The organism is Rhizobium sp. BR 315 (assembly GCF_050577975.1).
Taxonomy (GTDB): Bacteria; Pseudomonadota; Alphaproteobacteria; order Rhizobiales; family Rhizobiaceae; genus Rhizobium; species Rhizobium miluonense.
Window position 1 is genome coordinate 1 of record NZ_JARWKZ010000084.1, and the last position, 17665, is coordinate 17665.

Sequence of the window (17665 nt, forward strand, 5' to 3'; positions counted from 1 at the left end):
TCTCCGACGAGCCGAGTGCACGGCCGCCCGAGATGATGATCTTGGCAGACGTCAGTTCCGGACGATCCGACGAGGACAGCGCATCCTTGACATGAGTCGAGAGACCCGGGTTCGCGGCGGCCGAGATGGTCTCGACCGAAGCGCTGCCGCCCTCGCCGGCTGCGGCGAAAGAGGCCGTGCGAACGGTGATCACCTTCCTGGCGTCGGTGGACTGAACCGTCTGGATGGCATTGCCCGCATAGATCGGACGCTTGAACGTGTCGGCAGAGACGATCTCGACGATTTCCGAGACCTGCGCGACATCGAGCAGGGCAGCAACACGGGGCAGCACATTCTTGCCGACCGAGGTCGCAGCCGAGACGATGGCGTCATAGGAGCCGGCAAGCGACACGATGAGCGCTGCCAGCGGTTCGGCGAGGTTGTTGCCGAGGCTTGCATCGTCGGCAAGCAGGACCTTCGTCACGCCCGAGAGCTTTGCAGCCGCCTCGGCCGCAGCCTTGGCACCGGAGCCGGCGACGAGCACATGCACGTCGGAACCGATCTTCGATGCTGCCGTCAGCGCCTTGGCGGTCTGGTCGGAAAGGKKKGCRTTGTCGTGATCTGCCAGAAGAAGAATGGCCATGGTTGTGTTCTCCCTTGWTTCCTTCGGTTCATGCCCTTGTCCGAAAACCGGTTCCCACTTTTCGGGKCATGAACGCCTTAGAGCACGCCKGCTTCGGTCTTGAGCTTTTCGACCAGCTCGGCGACCGACTTGACCTTGACGCCCGCCTTGCGGCCCGAAGGCTCCTCGGTCTTCAGCACCTTCAAGCGCGGGGCGGTATCGACGCCGAAATCGGCCGGCGACTTCTTGTCGAGCGGCTTCTTCTTCGCCTTCATGATGTTCGGCAGCGARGCATARCGCGGCTCGTTSARRCGCAGGTCCGTCGTCACCACGGCCGGAAGCTTGACTTCGATGGTCTGGAGACCACCATCGACTTCGCGCGTCACCTGGGCAGAACCGGAYCCGACCTCRACCTTCGAGGCAAACGTCGCCTGCGSCCAGCCGAGCAGSGCCGACAGCATCTGACCGGTCTGRTTCGAATCGTCGTCGATCGCCTGCTTKCCGACGATGATCAGGCCMGGCTGTTCGGCTTCCGCGACCCCCTTGAGGATCTTGGCGACGGCGAGCGGCTCGACGGCATCATCAGTCTCGACCAGGACGGCGCGATCCGCGCCCATGGCGAGCGCCGTGCGCAAGGTTTCTTCCGCCTTGGCCGGACCGACGGAGACGACCACAACTTCCTCGGCCTTGCCGGCTTCCTTCAGGCGCAGCGCTTCCTCGACCGAAATCTCGTCAAACGGGTTCATCGACATCTTCACGCCGTTCAGGTCGACGCCCGAACCATCCGACTTCACGCGGATCTTTACATTGTAATCAACAACGCGCTTCACTGGGACAATGATCTTAATGCCGGAGTTTATTTGCATGTTTCGAAGCCTTTCTTACTTTCCTAGGTTCAAAATTCTGAAGAGCCTCATTGACTAGATTCCCTTATCTTGCGTTTGCCATTCAACCCCATTGGTTTCCGCTAAAGCCGCCGAAACGTCCGACAACATCTTTGAGTCCTGTTTGCTCGCCAGCAGCAACCCTTCGCCAACACTTCGGCTTTCGGCTAAGTGCAGCAATACCGCGAAACTCGCCGTTATCCGGTATGTAAATGGAGCACGATGGGTGAATGACAGCTCCGCCGCCATTCACCTTCAAAAATCAACGCATTAATTGACGTCGCGCAGGTCAATGCCCCTCGTTTCTTTCCAAGTTGCCACCACGCCCGCCGCTATTAGAACAACGATAACGACATACAGGTTAAAGACCCAAGAGAGTTGTTGGCTAGAAAACCAACTGCTCAAGTATGGTGCTGTGCCGCCAAACAGAGCAAGTGAAAGAGGGAGAGAAATACCCATAATGCGCGACCGGTACCGTGTTGGAACACGTTCAGCGATGATTGCGGGTAGCGTACCACCAATACAACCAGTAACCGTGAGCATGACGCCCTGTGCGACAAATAGCGTCCAAGGCTCACTGGATATGAAGCTAATTAGCGGAAATGTTAGCACTGCTACTGACAGAAAATAGAATATGGTGACGGGCTTCCTGCCGATTCGATCGGAAACGTATCCCCATACAGGAACGGCGATGATATAGGGAATTTGTGCAAACAAACTCGCTGTGAAGGCGCCGCTTGGATCCATGCCACGCTGCGTTATCGCGAACACCGCAGCGTACGCGGTCCAGAGATAATATGGCAGGCCGACGCCGGCTTGGTAGAAGAAAATCCCGACAGCACGTGATATAATTTTGCTTCTCGGCCAATCGGAGGTCTCGACCGGATTAGGGGAACCCTCCCCTTTTGAACCTACGAAATCCGTCAGTACGTCGCTTTCCATCATGCTCTTTCGCAGAAACAACACGAGCACGGAAAGCAGAGCACCGAGGAGAAACGGAATACGCCAGCCCCACGAGTCCATGTCTACGGCATCAATTACCCGGGTCAAGACCACACCAAGCAGCGTAGCGACTATGCTGCCGATGCCGACACTAAAGAACATGCTGCTCGTCCACAGGCCCCGCCGCTCCTTTGGAGCGATTTCCGCAAGATATGCGTAGGAAGCGGTCGCCTCACCCCCATGAGCAAAACCTTGCAACAACCTAGCAGCCAATACGATGAGAGACGCGAATCCGCCGATAGCGGCATACGTTGGGGACACGGCAATCAAAAGACTGCCGAAACCCATTAGTACCATGCTTGTCAACAGCACGGATCTGCGCCCCAGGCGATCCGCAAGGGCTCCGAAGACAATACCTCCAAGCGGACGAGAGATGAAGCCGACCGCAAAAATCGCCAAGGTGCTCAACAAAGCTGAGACAGGGTCTTGGGTGTCAAACATTGCCTTAGCTATGTAAGGCGCGAAAACCGCATAGATCGTCCAGTCGTACCACTCGAGTGTATTGCCCAGGCCAGTCGCGATTAATGACTTCCGTCGGAGTACATTACCCAGCCCATGCGAACGACCGACGGTTTGCACTTGTATGCCTGCATCAGATGACCCAACGTCCACGCTCATGAATTCCTCCCCCGCGTTCCGTCAAAACCCGTTAAGTGCAGCCCCCTTCGAACAGATCAGAGGGTGTTGCGACTCTTGACGCCGACTTGGTCGGCGAAAGACACGATAGCGCCGGCCTCAATAAATTACAATATTGAATAATTAATTTGCCTCGGAAAGGCAGCTTCGCGTGTCGACTCGGCTCCCCAAATCTACCGTTATGTACTGGTCGCAGGTTTACGTGGACGCTCAATGGCAAGCCGTTGAGCGTAACCCAGTCGTCTTGACATCAGCGCGGTTTCTAATTATTCAATTTGTGAATTCACTGCGGGCGAGTATCGTTCGATCGGAGGGCAGCGGCAACTGGCGTGCCATGTTTGGCCGGCGCGGCAGCGTCGACGTAAATGTGGTGACCTTCAATGCCCGTTGGGTCAGCGACCACCATTTTCAAAGGGAGCGAGAGTTAATATGAGCGCACATGTCGTTGTCGTCGGTGGCGGCCCAACCGGGCTTCTTACCACGTTAGGCTTAGCACGTTCCGGTATGCGTGTGACTGTCTTGGAAGCAGAGGCGAGGCCCAACGATAGTCCTCGTGCGCTTGTTTACCATTCATCTGTTCTGCCACATCTCCGAGATCTAGGTGTGCTCGATGATTGCGTGAAGGCTGGCTTCCTTCGGCAGGACCACGCCTGGCGCATCCACGAAACCGGCGAGATGATTCGTTGGGATATCGGGTGTCTTGAAGGCGAGATCGAATTCCCCTACGCCCTTCATCTGGGTCAAGATAAGCTTTCACTTATCATTCTCTCGCATCTGCAGAGGTTGCCGAACGTAGAGATCCACTATTCGACCACTCTGGCTGCATGCGAACAGAACAGTAGTGGTATTCGGGCGACGATTGTAAAGGATGGAGTTAACGAGACCATTGACGCCGACTGGTTGATCGGGGCCGACGGCGCCACCAGTTTTGTTCGGCGAGAGGTTTTGAAGCTTAACTTCTTCGGTATCACGTGGCCAGAACGTTATGTCGCAACTAATACACGCGTAGATCTGGATCGGCGTGGCTATTCGAAGACGACGATGCAGATCGATCATGTCTACGGTTCGGTCATCTGTAAAATCGACACGAGCGACTTCTGGCGCGTGACATTTATGGAAGACCCAGCGCTTCCAGTCGAGGAACTCCCTCAGAGAATTGCAAAGGTGTTGCCGAGTTTGCTTACCGGCGGCGTTCCGTTCGAGGTGGAGGCATTTTCGCCCTACCGAATGCATCAACGCTGCGCTGATCGAATGCGGGTAGGGCGCATTATGCTAGTCGGTGATGCAGCGCACATCACCAATCCCACAGGGGGGCTAGGGCTGACAGGGGGTATGTTTGACACATTCGCGCTCGTCGAGGCCCTGACCCAAGTTGTTCACGATAACCGTAGCGAAGACATATTGGAAACCTACGATAGAGACCGTCGTTTCAAGTTTCTTGAAATTGTCTCGCCGCGCGCATCTTCAAACCTACGTAACATGTATCATATGCTACCTGGCCAGCAGAAAGAGCAGTGGATCGAGGAGGCGCGTGCGATCGCTGCGGACAGAGACAAGATGCGCGTCGTGATGAAGTTCCACGAACAGATGCGGACAGTATATTGAGCAATCTAACACCATTGGCCCTCGCAGACTTCGGGGGGAGATTTCTCACAACGTCCCGCAACCTGCACGCGGGCGAGACTTATCCCGGTCCAACTGCCTATGTCGAATGGTTCGTGCCCGTCGAACCAAAAAGCGTATCGATTACATTCGTACATGGCGGTGGTGGACAAAGTTCGGAGTTTCTGCGCACCCCGGATGGGCGGCCCGGCTGGGCGCACGCCTTTCTGCGCGCGGGATATCCCGTATACTTGCTTGACCGGCCAGGACATGGGCGAAGCCGCTGGGATCGGCGCGTACTTGGCAGTGCGACGGAACCACCTAGTTATGAGCAACTCGGTCCACGTTTTTTTGAAGCAGCGAAAAGCCAACTTTGGCCGGGGGCTGAAAAACACACGCAATGGCCCGGCGGTGAGACCCCTGTTGATCGCTTCATGGCGAGTCAAGGGCCAATGGCAACAAGTCTCGCCGCAAGCCAAGAACACGTGGAAGCTATCGCGCAGGGCCTATTCAGCATGGTTGGGGACACAGTTTTGCTCAGCCACTCCGCTGGTGCGCCGTGCGGATGGGCATTGGCGGCAATTGGTGGCCCATCAGTGAAGGCTATCGTTGCGGTGGAGCCACTAGGCTGTCCTGGCTTCAAACACCCCCTAGGCCAATTTTCGCACGGCCTCAACGCGGCACCCCTTTCCGGGGAGCATGATCCATTCATGCGGCCGATCGCGGTTGTAACAGGTGAAGCAAGTTGGATGCGTGAAGCAAATGCACAAGCAGCAGACTACATCCGGGGCCGGGGAAACCATGTCGACCACATTCGTCTTGAAGAGAAAGGCATCTTCGGGAATGGTCACATGTTAATCTCTGAGTATAACTCCGACGATATAGCTCGGGAGATCATAGATTGGCTCGCCGGTCATGTGAGCTGAGCCCCAACTTGTCTTCTTTGCGCAGTTAATACTGCGCTCCGAGGTGGACTGACCATCTGGTCATTCTTTCGGTGATAGCTCTCGAACCTTTCGGATTGTAGGAATCTATTGGAGGATTGTAAATGGAAAATCTTATCGCACAGGTTGAGTCCTTTATGGATACGTTCAACACACGCGATTTCTCGAAGACGCTCGATTTCTTCACCGACGCTAGTGTATACGTGGACCCTTTCGGTGTTCAGCACAGTGGACGCGCAGCAATTGGACAAGCGCTTGCGCCGAGTGATCAATTTTTGAACGCCTCCACAAAATACGACATCACATCCACCTCCATTGACGAGCGTACTTCGACTGCGACCGTTACATGGACCCTAGTAATAACATCCGATGGAAACACCTCTGCCATCGACGGTCTCGATATTCTTCGCTTCCGCGAGGGAAAAATTGCAGTTAAAAATGCGTTTTGCAAAGCGCGCGAGATCTCAACCCGCACGATCTGAACACCGGCGGTTTGTAAGCATTAACTTCTTCGCCATCTTAAATTGTCAGCGCACCATCATTAGCGTTGTACAGCATACCCGACACCGATTGGAGCGTCTCTAATGCGAGATCCACGTTATGACATCCTGTTCGAGCCCGTTCAAATTGGTCCCGTCAGAACCAAGAACCGATTCTACGTTGTACCGCATGCTCTAAGTATGGGTATGTCCTCCATCGACGGARTGATCGCGTATCGAAAAGCTCGGGCCGAAGGAGGATGGGGCGTCGTATGCTTGGAGGAAACGATGATTCATCAAACCTCTGACCATGCACCGCTCCCGGACCCCTGTTTTTACAGCGACAGTCATGTCCCCCAACTAGCACGCGTTGCCGCAGCCATAAAAGAACATGGTGCGTTGGCCGGCGTGGAACTCGCACATGCAGGTGCGTCGGGACCGGCCGCCTCCCATCGCGAGCATCCATTATCTCCTACCGCCAAATTCCCCCACTACTATTACAACCCGATCACAGCCCGTACAATCGACAAGCAAGATATTGCCAACTTCAGACGCTGGTATCGCGATGCGGCAGTGCGCGCTAAATCGGCCGGATTTGACATTGTGTATGTCTACTGCGCTCACAATTTGTCCCTTCTGCAGGACTTCCTTGATGTAAAAACAAACAAGAGAACCGACGAATACGGTGGGGTCTTCGAAAATCGCGTTCGACTGCTTCGCGAAACTCTTTCTGACGTGAAGGATGCGGTTGGCGACACTTGCGCGGTTGCGGTCCGATTTGCGGTAGAAGACAGGCGACGGGCATCAAATATTACCGCACTTGAAGACGGGCGGCGCGTTGTTGAAGCACTATCGGACGTTCCTGACCTGTGGGATGTCAATGTTAGTGATTGGCCGTGGGATAGCGGAAGCAGTCGCTTCTTTGAAGAAGGGCAGCAAGAGCCGTTTATCGATTTTGTTAAGAGCGTAACGAACAAACCTGTTGTAGGTGTTGGGCGATTTACGTCTCCTGACGCTATGGTCAGCCAGATTAAGCGGGGCGTTCTGGATTTAATCGGGGCCGCCCGACCTTCAATAGCCGACCCCTTCTTGCCAAACAAGATAGACGAAGGACGCCATGATGATATCCGTGAGTGCATAGGATGTAATGCTTGCACAGCAGAGGTTATGACATACGTCCGTATTCGCTGTACTCAGAACCCGTCAGCTGGAGAAGAGCATACTTTAGGCTGGCATCCAGAAAATGTGCCTCCTGCCGATGACCCATCCAAGACGATTCTTGTTGTGGGTGGTGGTCCCGCGGGTCTCGAAGCGGCCCACACACTTGCGAAACGCGGTTACCAGGTTTCTATCGCAGATGGAGGATCGGAGTGGGGGGGCCGTCTGGTGCGAGAGCGTAAAATGCCTCGCTTGAGTGCCTGGGGGCGCGTGGTGGATTACCGTGTTGGGCAATTGCAGACGATGCCCAATGCAAACATGTATCTCAACAGTGCCCTGACTGCTAACGACGTGATCGGCTTCGAAGCTGATCATGTGATCGTGGCGACCGGAGCAAAATGGCGCAAGGACGGGATCGGTCGCAATCACGATGAACCGATACCCGGCGTCGATCTCCCCCACGTGTACAGCCCGGAAGAAATCTTGGATGGCAACTTACCAAGCGGTGAGGTCGTCGTTTATGATGAAGACTACTTCTACATGGCAACGGTAGTGGCTGAGCGCCTTGCCCGGGCGGGCTGTAAAGTAACTTACATCACGACTGCGAGCGATCCGGCACCGTGGACGATCAACACGCTGGAACTTGTCCACGTAATCAACTCAATGAACGAGATGGGTATTGAAATCGTTGTCGGAACCTCCGTAACTAGTATCTCGTCGGGCAACATTACGACGAGTCGTATTCTTACTGGTGTGGAATCCAGTAGAAAAGTGGACGCCGTCGTTCTGGTAACCGGCCAAGTATCCGATGATATTCTTTATCATGAGTTAGTTGCAAAGAAAGAAGCAGGAAAGATTGCGTCGGTCGAACGCATAGGGGACTGTCTTGGGCCGGGCCAAATCGCTCAGGCCACTAAAGATGGACGAAAGGCCGGCATTGAATTTTGCGGTACCGGTCGTTAGGTCTCTTTTAAATCATCTCTCTCGGTCTCGTAGGAATCCCGCACACATTTATTTGGTGCCTTCTATCATGGATCACGGCCGGATCTGGCTCGCAGCGTTCCGGTCGTAGGTTTGGCAAGCGAAGCAATTGCCTCTCCTCAGCGAGCTGACGAACTAGAGCACGGCGATGGGTCGATGGATGATTTTGACATCACTTGCTTCAGACGTTCTGGACAGCGTCCGCTTTGACGGTGGTGACGATGGCCAGAGCGCTGGGCGAAGATTCGCGGCTACGTGTTTTTAAAGCTGAAGATGACGGGGCATCGGCCCGTCAGGCGGCGGCCTGGCGGCGGCCCGGTTCGGAGTCGCAGTTTCGAGCGGATCCTCTGGATGCTCGAGCGAAGATCGGAGAACAGACGGCGCGGCTCAAAGCCGTCGTCGCGGGTCCAGCCTCGACGTATATGTGCAGCTTCATGATCGGGAAGGTCGAGGAGTTGCCGATGTGGTGACCGCGGGCAAATTTGTGGCGCCGGAGGCTGCGATTATGTAGCCGGTGCCGCGCCGCTTGAGCATCAATTTATAATATAATTCCAAGCTACCATCGCCTTCGGGTGTGGTTTGCGTGGCGAGAGCGCCTGGCCGCCGGTAATCGCATGAGGCTTCACTCCGGTGACACGGTCAGCCGTCCGCTTCCCTAAGCAAAACCCGTTGCGTTTGCCTACGATGGCCAGGAGATCAGGACCTTCTCGGTGCCTTTATCGCTGCAGCGAGCCCTTTGGGAGCTTTCACCGGCCGCCAGGAATCCAACGCCCGCTGCAGGCAGCTGCGCATATAGTCGTTGATGGGTGCGGACCGCCGCTTAACAGTGTCCACATGAACCATCATGTGCTCACCCGTAGCAAGCACAATGTCTCGGGCGGCATCTACGACGTACTGGTAGATATGGAGCCTCGTTTCGTCGTAACCGATCGTCTCGGTGAACACGCGTAACGGCGTGCCTAGCCGGCACTCTCGGAGATTTCGCTGATGCCCTTCTACTGAAAAAAAACTGAACCCCTGGAGGCGATACTCTTCCGTGAAGCCAATCGCCCGCAGATAGTTTTCACCTGCATCAGCTAACAACTTATAATATTGCCACTCCGTCATGTGGCCGTTGTAATCAATCCATTGATCATCCACCGTTGCCTCAAGTGTCAAGAGTGCATTCTCTTGAGGGCGATCATCTACAGCCTCGAATTCAAACATTGCTGCCGGCATCTCAGTCGAGCCCCATTAGGTCGTCGCCCGTTTCAATAAAGGCGCCAATCTCAACATTGATCTTGGCCACGACACCTTCGTTTTCGGCGAGGATCGACTGTTCCATTTTCATGGATTCCATGATCGCAACTACATCGCCCCGGGAGATTCTGTCCCCCGTCTTCACGCAAAGCTCCATTACCATCCCCGAGAGCGGAGCCTTTACGCCGATGCGGTAGATGGGAGCCTCATCAACATGTTGCGGCTGCTCGAGCATCGACATTTCTGTGGTCTCTTCTTGCGGTGCATCGGCTTTGTGTAACGCCAGTGCCTCTTGGGCAAGCTGGGGCATCTCGACGTCGATCCACCGTGTGTAGATGGCAAATTCCTGACGATACTCAGCGACAAACTCGCCGCGCTTTACGATAGCGCGATGGAGCGGTGTCACTGTGCTCACGCCTTCGATCACCAATTCGTCAAGCGCACGTGCCGCGCGTTCGATTGCCTGTTCCCGATCGCGGCCGGTTACGATCAGTTTTCCGACAAGAGAGTCATAGTATGGAGGAATGGTGTCACCCTCGGCATAACCGAAATCCACTCTCACGCCCGGTCCGCCAGGAAGCCGCATTCGCTTGATCTTGCCGGGCACGGGTCGGAAATCGGCCCATGGGTCCTCAGCGTTGATCCGGAACTCAATCGAATGTCCCCGAACCGGCGCGTCGGTGAATGGCAATGGGCTGCCCTCGGCGATGCTGAACATCTCCCGTATGATATCAATGCCTGTCACCTCTTCAGTCACAGGATGCTCGACCTGAATACGGGTATTCACCTCGAGAAAATAGATGTTCCCCGCATTCGTTACCAGGAACTCGCAGGTCGCAGCCCCGCAGTAGCCAACCTCCTTAAGGATGCCGATCGACACTTTCCTTAAAACGTCAATCTGGTCGTTGCTCAAGAATGGTGCCGGTGCCTCTTCCACGAGCTTCTGCTGTCGGCGCTGCAGAGTGCAATCACGTGTCGAAATGACCGCAACGATACCGTGCTGATCGGCGAGGCACTGGGTTTCGACATGACGTGCATGCTCGGCATACACCTCGACGAAGCACTCCGGCCTTCCGAACGCGAGGCCTGCTTCGCGCTCCGCAGCAGCCATGAGCGGTACGATTTCTTCCATTGTCCGGACGATCCGCATGCCGCGTCCGCCACCACCATTCTGTGCTTTTATGATAACCGGCAGGCCATGAGTTTCGGCGAATGCCCGAACCTGTTCCTGGGTAACTGCTCCCCCGTCCAGAGATGGAAGAAGCGGCGCTCCGACCTTCCGCGCGATGGCACGAGCCTTCACCTTGTCGCCAAGCTGGGCGATAGCCTCTGGCGGAGGACCGATCCACACGAGCCCGGCCGCCTGTACGGCCGCGGCGAAGGTCTCGTTCTCGGACAACAAGCCATATCCAGGATGGACCGCGTCGGCGCCGCTACGTTTGGCAATGTCGAGGATGGCCGATTGATTGAGATACGTCTCCAGGGGCGAGTGGCCTTTGAGCGTGAATGCTTCATCCGCTGCTCGAACATGCAGGGCGTCCCGGTCCGCCTCGGAGGCGATGGCCACTGACACGTAGCCTGCATCGCGGCATGCCCTGACGATACGCAAGGCAATCTCGCCACGGTTCGCAATAAGGATCTTCTTCATTTTCATTCCTCAAGCTCTTAGTGATCGACAAGAACCATCGACGCGGGATTCCAAGTCAGCCACACCTCCGCGCCGGAGGCAGGAATTTGCGACTTTGAGCATTCCACCAAATACGTTGCACCGGAGTTGTCAGAAACGGTAACGATGCAGCGGCTTCCAAGAAAGAGTTCTTTCTCGATACGAACGGGGATAGCAGGGGCTTGCATCTCATCGACTGTGTCTGAGCCGAGCAGGATCAGATCTTCAGGGCGCAGAACGATCGACAGCGACGAGTGCTGTTTGAGGATCGCGCGCGGAAGAGGCAATGAGAAGGTAGCGCGGCCTGTCCGTATAAGGGTCCGTCCATCGCCACCCTGTTCCAAGCTCGACACGTCAATCAGGTTCGCCTCCCCCAAAAAGCGGGCAACGAAACGAGACTTCGGTCGGAAATAGAGTTCGGATGGGGTGTCGTATTGCAGGATTTCCCCACCATCCATGATCGCGACCTTGTCCGATAGGATGAACGCCTCTTCCTGATCGTGCGTTACATAGACCGCGGTAATGCCGGTGCGCTGTTGGATTTCCCGCAGATCGGCGCCCAGTTGCTGCCGGAGCCTACGGTCGAGCGCACCCATGGGCTCATCKAGCAGGAGCAGCGCGGGGCGATAGACCAGCGCGCGTCCGATCGCGACACGCTGTTGTTGACCACCGCTGAGTTCGCCCACCGCACGATCGCCCGCATTGGGGAGCTCGATAAGCTCAAGAATTTCGTGTACACGACGCCGCCGATCGGCTTGCGGCCATTTGTGCAGCTTCAAGGGATATTCGATGTTCTGCGCGACGGTCATATGCGGAAATAGCGCGTAGTTTTGGAAGACGAACCCGATGTTACGCGCCTGAACCGGAAGACGGGTGACATCTTTCGCGCCGATCATGATTACGCCTGAGCTCGGGGTGAGAAGTCCGGCGATCGTTCGTAGAAGTGTCGTCTTTCCAGAGCCCGAAGGACCGAGCAAGGTGCAGAACGAGCCAGGCTCGATACTAAGAGCTGTTTTTTTTAGCCCTAAGTAGCCGTTGGCGAACCGAATTTCGACGTCTCTCACCTCGATACCGTTCGCCCGCTCCGCTTCGTTTTTTTCCGAGCGGGATTTCGTCGTGGTGGCGTCTTGGCTGATCATATTGCTACGCTCCTCCCCTAGCCCGGGACGGCGACCGACATCGCTCATCGGACTGCTATTTGCCCATCATAGCGGGCTACCTCATTTTTTATCAAGACGCTTGTGATAAAAAAAGCCTGTTGCGGCTTGCGCGACGGATTCTTTTTGTTACATTTGTCTTAGCAAAGGCAAACCAGAGGAAGGGGAATGCAAATGAGGAAATTGACCAGCAAGGCCACGTTTATCGTCGCAGGCGCAGCGCTCACGCTGTCGTCGGTGGCTTCGTACGCCGCCGACATTCTGCCGGCCGACGTGAAAGCAAAAATATCGGGAGAGCTCGTCTGGCACGATGGCTCCGGTGGTGCCACGACGCGGGCCCGTGAGGAAACGGTAATCAAGGACTTCGCGGCCGAGACCGGGGTCGAAGTCAAAGGCGACTTCAACTCCGACATGACTAAGTACTTCGCGGCGATGGACAGCGGCGCCTCGATTCCTTGGAGCATGATCGAGTTCCCGACAAAGGGCGACTTTATCAAGGCCCGTGACGCCGGCTACGTTCAGAAGCTCGATCCCAGCATCGTCGATCTGAGCAAACTCGGCCCTACGGCGCACGACGAATATGGCGTGGATGTTTTGCGCTATGGCATCGTCTTCACGTATAACACCAGCAAATTCGCGACCGATAACGCGCCGGCCAGCGTCGTCGATCTTTTTGACGTAAAACGTTTCCCCGGCAAGCGCTGCCTGTTTAAGTATCCCCAGTTCGGCGGCGTGCTGGAGGCCGCGCTTCTTGCCGACGGCGCGACGCGCGACAATCTCTACCCCCTGGACTTAGACAAGGCCTTCGCGAAGCTTGACACCATCAAGTCTGACATCCTCTGGTGGTCCAACGGCGATGACGCGATCCGCCTTCTTTCAAGCGGCGAGTGCTCAATGGGCATCGCCTGGAGCGGCCGCGTCTACAGCGCAGTGAAGAACGACAACGCGCCGCTCGCCGCGAAATGGGAGAATTCGCTCTACTCCCAGGCCGTATATGCCATTCCTAAAGGCGCACCGAATGCCGACGCCGGCCAAGCGATGATTGCCCATTTCATCGCCGACCAGGAAGGGCAGAAGGCGCTTGTCAAGCAGATCACTTATGCAACGGATATTGTCGGCCTCGACAGCACTGCGTACGGTGACGATCTTGGACCGTGGATCGTAGCAGGCGATAATGCTAAGAAAGCGATCGAGGAAAACGCCGACTACTACGCGAAAAATATCACGGAAGTAGTCGATCGTTTCAATCGTTGGGTCGCCCTCAACTAAAGAAAGAATGACATGCCTCGCCTGGTGGATCACAACGAACGACGAAAGCAGATTTGCGACGTTCTATTGGATGTCGTCTCGGAGGCCGGCATAGCGGCGGCCACCATCCGGGAGGTTGCGGATCGTTCGGGATGGTCCACCGGCGTCATCGGCCACTACTTCAAAAATCGTCAGGATCTTCTCCTTGGCGGATTGCGCCGAGCCGCCGAAATCCTTGGCGAACATAATACGCGCGTTATAAATACGCTGGAGGGCATCGCTGCCCTCGAGCAAATCCTCGAAGGCAGCATTCCCCTGGACAAGCGTCGGCTTGCGCTGTGCCGAATCTTCTTCTTTTTCTATGCCGAAGGCATGACTGAAGCTGATTTGAGGCAGGAGCTTGAGAGCTATCTCGTGGGATGGAGAAAGTCCGCGACACGGGCCATTCGTCAGGCGCAAGCGCACGGTGATCTGCCCCCGGACCTGGAGCCGAAAAGAGTGGCGGCCGACCTTGTCGGTCTCGCGGACGGGTTGAGCATTCACTCGCTCCTTGATCCGCGGGTGATGAGTCAACTTCGGGAACAGTCGCCTATCAGATACTGGATACGTCGACTGGGAACCGAAGTGTCGTCGAGTGACAAAGGCGAGCCAGCGCCGCCTACCCGGTATGCCTCCGCATAGCGGGCAACAGTACACATAAACGGGAACGCACATGTCGAATGTTATTTCCTCTACCCTCGGGTGGACAGTATCTTCTATTCTCGGCGATACGGGTCCTCAGGTTTTGCACCAGCCGGAAAAGCTCGCTCTCGTCTGGGAGCACGGTGCGCTTACCTACGGGCAATTACGGTCCAGAGCGCTGAAGCTGGCCGGCGCGTTTCGAGCGGCTGGGCTTCAGACTGGCGACCGCGTTGCCTCGATGCTCTATAACCGGGGCGAAATCTTCGAGCTCTATTTCGCCTGCGCTTTCGCCGGTCTTGTGTTCGTACCCGTGAGTTTCCGGCTAACCGCCAGCGAAGTGGCCTCAATTCTCGATGACAGCGGCGCTAAGCTCTTCTTCGTGGAAACTGAGACCTCGCCCGTAGCCGAGGACGCGTCGAGGGCTATAGCAAACGGCCCAAAACTAGTCGTGCTTGAGGCCAATGCAGGCGGATCTGCGTATGAGGCCTTCGCCGATGCTTGTCCGTCCCTGGCCTCTGCGATCCCACATGACGTACAAATGATCTTGTACACCTCTGGGACGACGGGAAAGCCGAAGGGCGTCGTGATGCGTTCGCTCGCAGTCATATGGTGTGCCATGCAGCAGGCCAGCATCTTCAAGCAGATGAACCAAGAGACGGTCATGCTTCTCAATGCGCCGATGTACAACACGGCTGCGTTGAATGAGAGCTCCATCCCGACGTTCCTCGTCGGCGGAACCGTCGCCATAATGCCGAGCCGCGGATGGAGCGCGGAGCGACTAGGCGAGTTTATCCAGAAGTGGAACGTGTCGCACGCCCTTATCTTCCCGTCCATGTTCCGCAATATGATCGAAGCAGACGATCGCGAGCCTTTGCCCCTCCAGTCCATGAAATGGTGGTACACGGGTGGTGAAAATTGCCCCCCCGCGCTCATCGCTGAAGCGCGTCGACGCTGGCCCCACATCCATCTGGCGATCGCCTACGGCTCCACGGAATGCGGTCTCCCAACGCTAATTGATGGCGACGATATCGATCTTCACCCTGGATCGGTCGGTCGGTGCGTTCCCGGCCAGTCAATCCGGCTCCTCGACGCCGACGGAAACTTGGTTCCTCCCGGAGGCGTAGGGGACGTGTGGACAGCTGGACCGGCGGTCATGAACAACTATTGGAACGCTCCCCAGCTCGATGCGGAAACGGTGCGTGACGGCTGGCTCAGGATCGGCGACCTCGCGACCATCGACGACGAGGGCTGGATCCGCATCGTCGGACGTAGCAAGGACCTCATTATTTCGAAGGGACAGAACATCTACCCTGCGGAGATCGAGAACGTCATACGCCAGCATCCCGCGGTCATCGACGTCGCTGTGGTCGGCCTTCCCGACGAGGAGTTTACAGAGGTGGTTTGCGCCGCGATCGTGCCACGGAAGGAAGGGACCATCTCCAAGGAAGAGATCATGGCGTTTCTTCTTACGAAGCTCGCATCCTACAAGAAGCCGCGACACATCGTCTTCGTCGACAGCTTCCCTATCCGAAATGCAACAAAGGTCGACAAGAAGGAACTGGCGAGCATCTGCGCCAAGATCCTAGCAATCTGAGGAGGAATGGGATGACCCAGAACATTAGTCCTGAATGGCAGGCTTTGCTGGAAGAACTGGATCGTCGTCGCGAAATCGCGCTCGCATCGAGCGGACCAGACCGGATTGCACGCGAGCATCGCTACGGTCGCTCCACGGCACGCGAACGGATTGCCAAAATCGCGGATCCCGACAGCTTTCTCGAGATCGGGACTTTCGTGACCACACCTACCGAGGATGGCTCTCTCCTCGCACCTACGTTCGTTTGCGGCCTCTGCGAAATCGACGGTCGCCCGGTGGCAATCGGCGCGGAAGATTTCAGTGTTGAAGGCGGCGGCGCGGGCGTGCACCTTGTGCGCTACAAGGGCGGTTGGGGCGGGKTCATCGAAGAATTTGCGATCGGTTACAAAATCCCGTTCGTCATGCTGATCAACGGGGTCGGTGGCTCCATCCTTCTGCAGGATCAGATCGGCTATCCGGAACTGCAGTCCGCCAACCCCACCTATCCTATGTTCGAGTTGCTGCAACAAGTCCCCGTTCTGGCTGCCGTGCTAGGCCCTACCGCCGGCAGCTCTGCGGCCCGAGCGCACATATCGCACTTCTCCGTCATGACCTCGGACAACGGGTGTCTATTCGYCGGAGGCCCTCCCGTGGTTAAGCAGGCCCTTGGTTTGGAGATCGACAAGTTCGCCCTTGGTGGCGTCGCGATCCATACCCGTTCATCTGGTCTGATTGACAACGCTGCCGAAAACGAGGATGTGGCGCTTGCTCAAGTCCGTCAGGTCCTCTCATACCTGCCAGACAATGTCAGCCGCCGGCCGGCAGTCATTGAGACTTGGGCCGAAAATGATCAGAACGAGCTCTTTTCGATCGTGTCTCCGAGTTTGAGACGCGCCTACGACGTTCACAAGCTGATACGGTGCATCGCAGACCAGGACACGTTCTTCGAAATCGCGCCGGACTACGGTCGTTCGCTTCGCACTGGCCTGGCCCGGATCGAAGGTCACACGATTGGGATCCTGGCTTCGGACGCGCGGTTCGTCGCCGGATCTCTGGATGTGCAGTCTTCTCTGAAGCAGGCCAAGTTCGTCGAGCTCTGTGACCGATTTCATATTCCGATCGCATATCTCGTCGATGTTCCGGGCTTCCTCGTAGGGCCGAAGGCGGAGGAAGCAGGTGTCCTGACGTTTGGCGCAATGGCGCTTCGGGCAATCCAGCAAGCGAAGGTGCCCGTGATAACGGTACAGGTCCGTCGGTCCTTTGGCCTCGGCGGCGTGGCGACAGGAAGCCGCAATCCTTTGAGCTTGCGGCTCGTGTGGCCAAGCGCGGCTTGGGGCGACATGCCGATAGAAGGCGGCGTCGAAGCGGCGTTCCGAGCAGAACTGGAAGCTGCACCGCCTGAGGAACGAGCGGCTTTAAAGGCGCAGCTGACGAAACGGTTCGAAGAACAGACATCGATCTGGAAGGCTGTCGAAAACTTCGGCGCGGAAGAAATGATCGATCCCCGAGACACGCGCAAATATCTCGCGCGACTCCTCAGGCTCGCATATCGCATGCCGCAGGAAGGTCGAAGTGGATGAGGTACGTTTCAGTTACCTCCCTTGCCGGGCAAAGACGTCATGTCGGCGTCGCCGCAACGAAGTTCGCCTTGCTACTGCCAGCAATCTTCGTCCTCTCCTTATCGTTGGGCTGGCCGCTCTTGACGATCATCATGCGCAGCCTGAACGAAAAGGGCCGATCGAGCTTTTCGGAGCCGCTTTACTTTGGCCACTACGCAGCGATCGTCCAGGACGATTTGTTGCGTCAGGTAGCGC

General features: G+C 56.4%; 15 protein-coding genes and 1 pseudogene. 10 read left to right on the forward strand and 6 right to left on the reverse strand.

All coding sequences use genetic code 11. From position 1 onward, the window contains the following. From QD409_RS33575 to QD409_RS33585, 3 genes are all read right to left on the reverse strand, one after another. Positions 1–622, reverse strand: a 622-nt coding sequence (locus QD409_RS33575) for an electron transfer flavoprotein subunit alpha/FixB family protein (protein WP_430764863.1), incomplete at its 3' end; no start/stop codon positions are given. A 77-nt stretch (positions 623–699) separates the two neighbouring features. Further along, positions 700–1449, reverse strand: a complete 750-nt coding sequence (locus QD409_RS33580; protein ID WP_430764870.1) for an electron transfer flavoprotein subunit beta/FixA family protein — start codon at positions 1447–1449, stop codon at positions 700–702. A gap of 306 nt (positions 1450–1755) precedes the next feature. Next, on the reverse strand, positions 1756–3105 hold the full coding sequence (locus tag QD409_RS33585) for an MFS transporter (RefSeq protein WP_430764864.1): 1350 nt from the start codon (positions 3103–3105) through the stop codon (positions 1756–1758). A 447-nt stretch (positions 3106–3552) separates the two neighbouring features. On the opposite strand from QD409_RS33585, the gene QD409_RS33590 reads away from it, so the two are divergent. The 5 genes from QD409_RS33590 to QD409_RS33610 all read left to right on the forward strand — a co-directional run bounded on the left by QD409_RS33590 (position 3553) and on the right by QD409_RS33610 (position 8757). Next, a complete protein-coding gene (locus QD409_RS33590; RefSeq protein WP_024899816.1) occupies positions 3553–4728 on the forward strand; it encodes an FAD-dependent oxidoreductase in 1176 nt (391 codons plus the stop codon). After that, complete coding sequence (locus tag QD409_RS33595) at positions 4725–5651, forward strand: alpha/beta fold hydrolase (RefSeq protein WP_430764865.1); 927 nt, start codon at positions 4725–4727, stop codon at positions 5649–5651. The genes QD409_RS33590 and QD409_RS33595 overlap by 4 nt, the downstream gene beginning before the upstream one ends. Positions 5652–5773: 122 nt before the next feature. Then, entirely contained in the window at positions 5774–6151 is a 378-nt protein-coding gene (locus tag QD409_RS33600) for a nuclear transport factor 2 family protein (RefSeq protein ID WP_427143499.1), read from the forward strand. A gap of 102 nt (positions 6152–6253) precedes the next feature. Then, positions 6254–8269: a 6-hydroxypseudooxynicotine oxidase gene (gene ndpC, locus QD409_RS33605; protein WP_430764866.1), complete on the forward strand. Its 2016-nt coding sequence runs from the start codon at positions 6254–6256 to the stop codon at positions 8267–8269. Positions 8270–8508: 239 nt separating this feature from the next. After that, the gene (locus tag QD409_RS33610) at positions 8509–8757 is read left to right on the forward strand and encodes a hypothetical protein (RefSeq protein WP_430764867.1); all 249 of its coding nucleotides are present in this window, start codon (positions 8509–8511) and stop codon (positions 8755–8757) included. Positions 8758–8983: 226 nt separating this feature from the next. Here the strand turns inward: QD409_RS33610 and QD409_RS33615 are convergent, their stop codons facing one another. From QD409_RS33615 to QD409_RS33625, 3 genes are read right to left on the reverse strand one after another with little or no spacing between them, the layout of a single operon-like run. After that, entirely contained in the window at positions 8984–9493 is a 510-nt protein-coding gene (locus tag QD409_RS33615; RefSeq protein ID WP_427143501.1) for a thioesterase family protein, read from the reverse strand. 13 nt (positions 9494–9506) lie between these two features. Further along, the gene (locus tag QD409_RS33620) at positions 9507–11174 is read right to left on the reverse strand and encodes an acetyl/propionyl/methylcrotonyl-CoA carboxylase subunit alpha (RefSeq protein ID WP_430764868.1); all 1668 of its coding nucleotides are present in this window, start codon (positions 11172–11174) and stop codon (positions 9507–9509) included. 17 nt (positions 11175–11191) lie between these two features. Then, the gene (locus tag QD409_RS33625) at positions 11192–12331 is read right to left on the reverse strand and encodes an ABC transporter ATP-binding protein (protein ID WP_430764869.1); all 1140 of its coding nucleotides are present in this window, start codon (positions 12329–12331) and stop codon (positions 11192–11194) included. Positions 12332–12523: 192 nt separating this feature from the next. On the opposite strand from QD409_RS33625, the gene QD409_RS33630 reads away from it, so the two are divergent. From QD409_RS33630 to QD409_RS33650, 5 genes and pseudogenes are all read left to right on the forward strand, one after another. Beyond that, on the forward strand, positions 12524–13618 hold the full coding sequence (locus QD409_RS33630; RefSeq protein WP_427143504.1) for an extracellular solute-binding protein: 1095 nt from the start codon (positions 12524–12526) through the stop codon (positions 13616–13618). 12 nt (positions 13619–13630) lie between these two features. Next, positions 13631–14278 (forward strand): TetR/AcrR family transcriptional regulator, encoded by a 648-nt coding sequence (locus tag QD409_RS33635; RefSeq protein ID WP_427143505.1) that lies wholly within the window; start codon positions 13631–13633, stop codon positions 14276–14278. 31 nt (positions 14279–14309) lie between these two features. After that, positions 14310–15872 (forward strand): class I adenylate-forming enzyme family protein, encoded by a 1563-nt coding sequence (locus tag QD409_RS33640; protein ID WP_427143506.1) that lies wholly within the window; start codon positions 14310–14312, stop codon positions 15870–15872. An 11-nt stretch (positions 15873–15883) separates the two neighbouring features. Continuing rightward, a complete protein-coding gene (locus QD409_RS33645) occupies positions 15884–17431 on the forward strand; it encodes an acyl-CoA carboxylase subunit beta (RefSeq protein WP_430764871.1) in 1548 nt (515 codons plus the stop codon). Beyond that, positions 17428–17665 (forward strand): annotated as a pseudogene (locus QD409_RS33650) (hypothetical protein); the annotation flags it as partial. The gene QD409_RS33645 and the pseudogene QD409_RS33650, both read left to right, overlap by 4 nt.

Coding starts and splice junctions, on each gene's coding strand:
- QD409_RS33585 (WP_430764864.1), bottom strand. CDS start 3,105: ATGAGCGTGGACGTTGGGTCATCTGATGCAGGCATACAAGTGCAAACC.
- QD409_RS33590 (WP_024899816.1), top strand. CDS start 3,553: ATGAGCGCACATGTCGTTGTCGTCGGTGGCGGCCCAACCGGGCTTCTT.
- QD409_RS33600 (WP_427143499.1), top strand. CDS start 5,774: ATGGAAAATCTTATCGCACAGGTTGAGTCCTTTATGGATACGTTCAAC.
- QD409_RS33610 (WP_430764867.1), top strand. CDS start 8,509: ATGGCCAGAGCGCTGGGCGAAGATTCGCGGCTACGTGTTTTTAAAGCT.
- QD409_RS33615 (WP_427143501.1), bottom strand. CDS start 9,493: ATGTTTGAATTCGAGGCTGTAGATGATCGCCCTCAAGAGAATGCACTC.
- QD409_RS33620 (WP_430764868.1), bottom strand. CDS start 11,174: ATGAAGAAGATCCTTATTGCGAACCGTGGCGAGATTGCCTTGCGTATC.
- QD409_RS33630 (WP_427143504.1), top strand. CDS start 12,524: ATGAGGAAATTGACCAGCAAGGCCACGTTTATCGTCGCAGGCGCAGCG.
- QD409_RS33635 (WP_427143505.1), top strand. CDS start 13,631: ATGCCTCGCCTGGTGGATCACAACGAACGACGAAAGCAGATTTGCGAC.
- QD409_RS33640 (WP_427143506.1), top strand. CDS start 14,310: ATGTCGAATGTTATTTCCTCTACCCTCGGGTGGACAGTATCTTCTATT.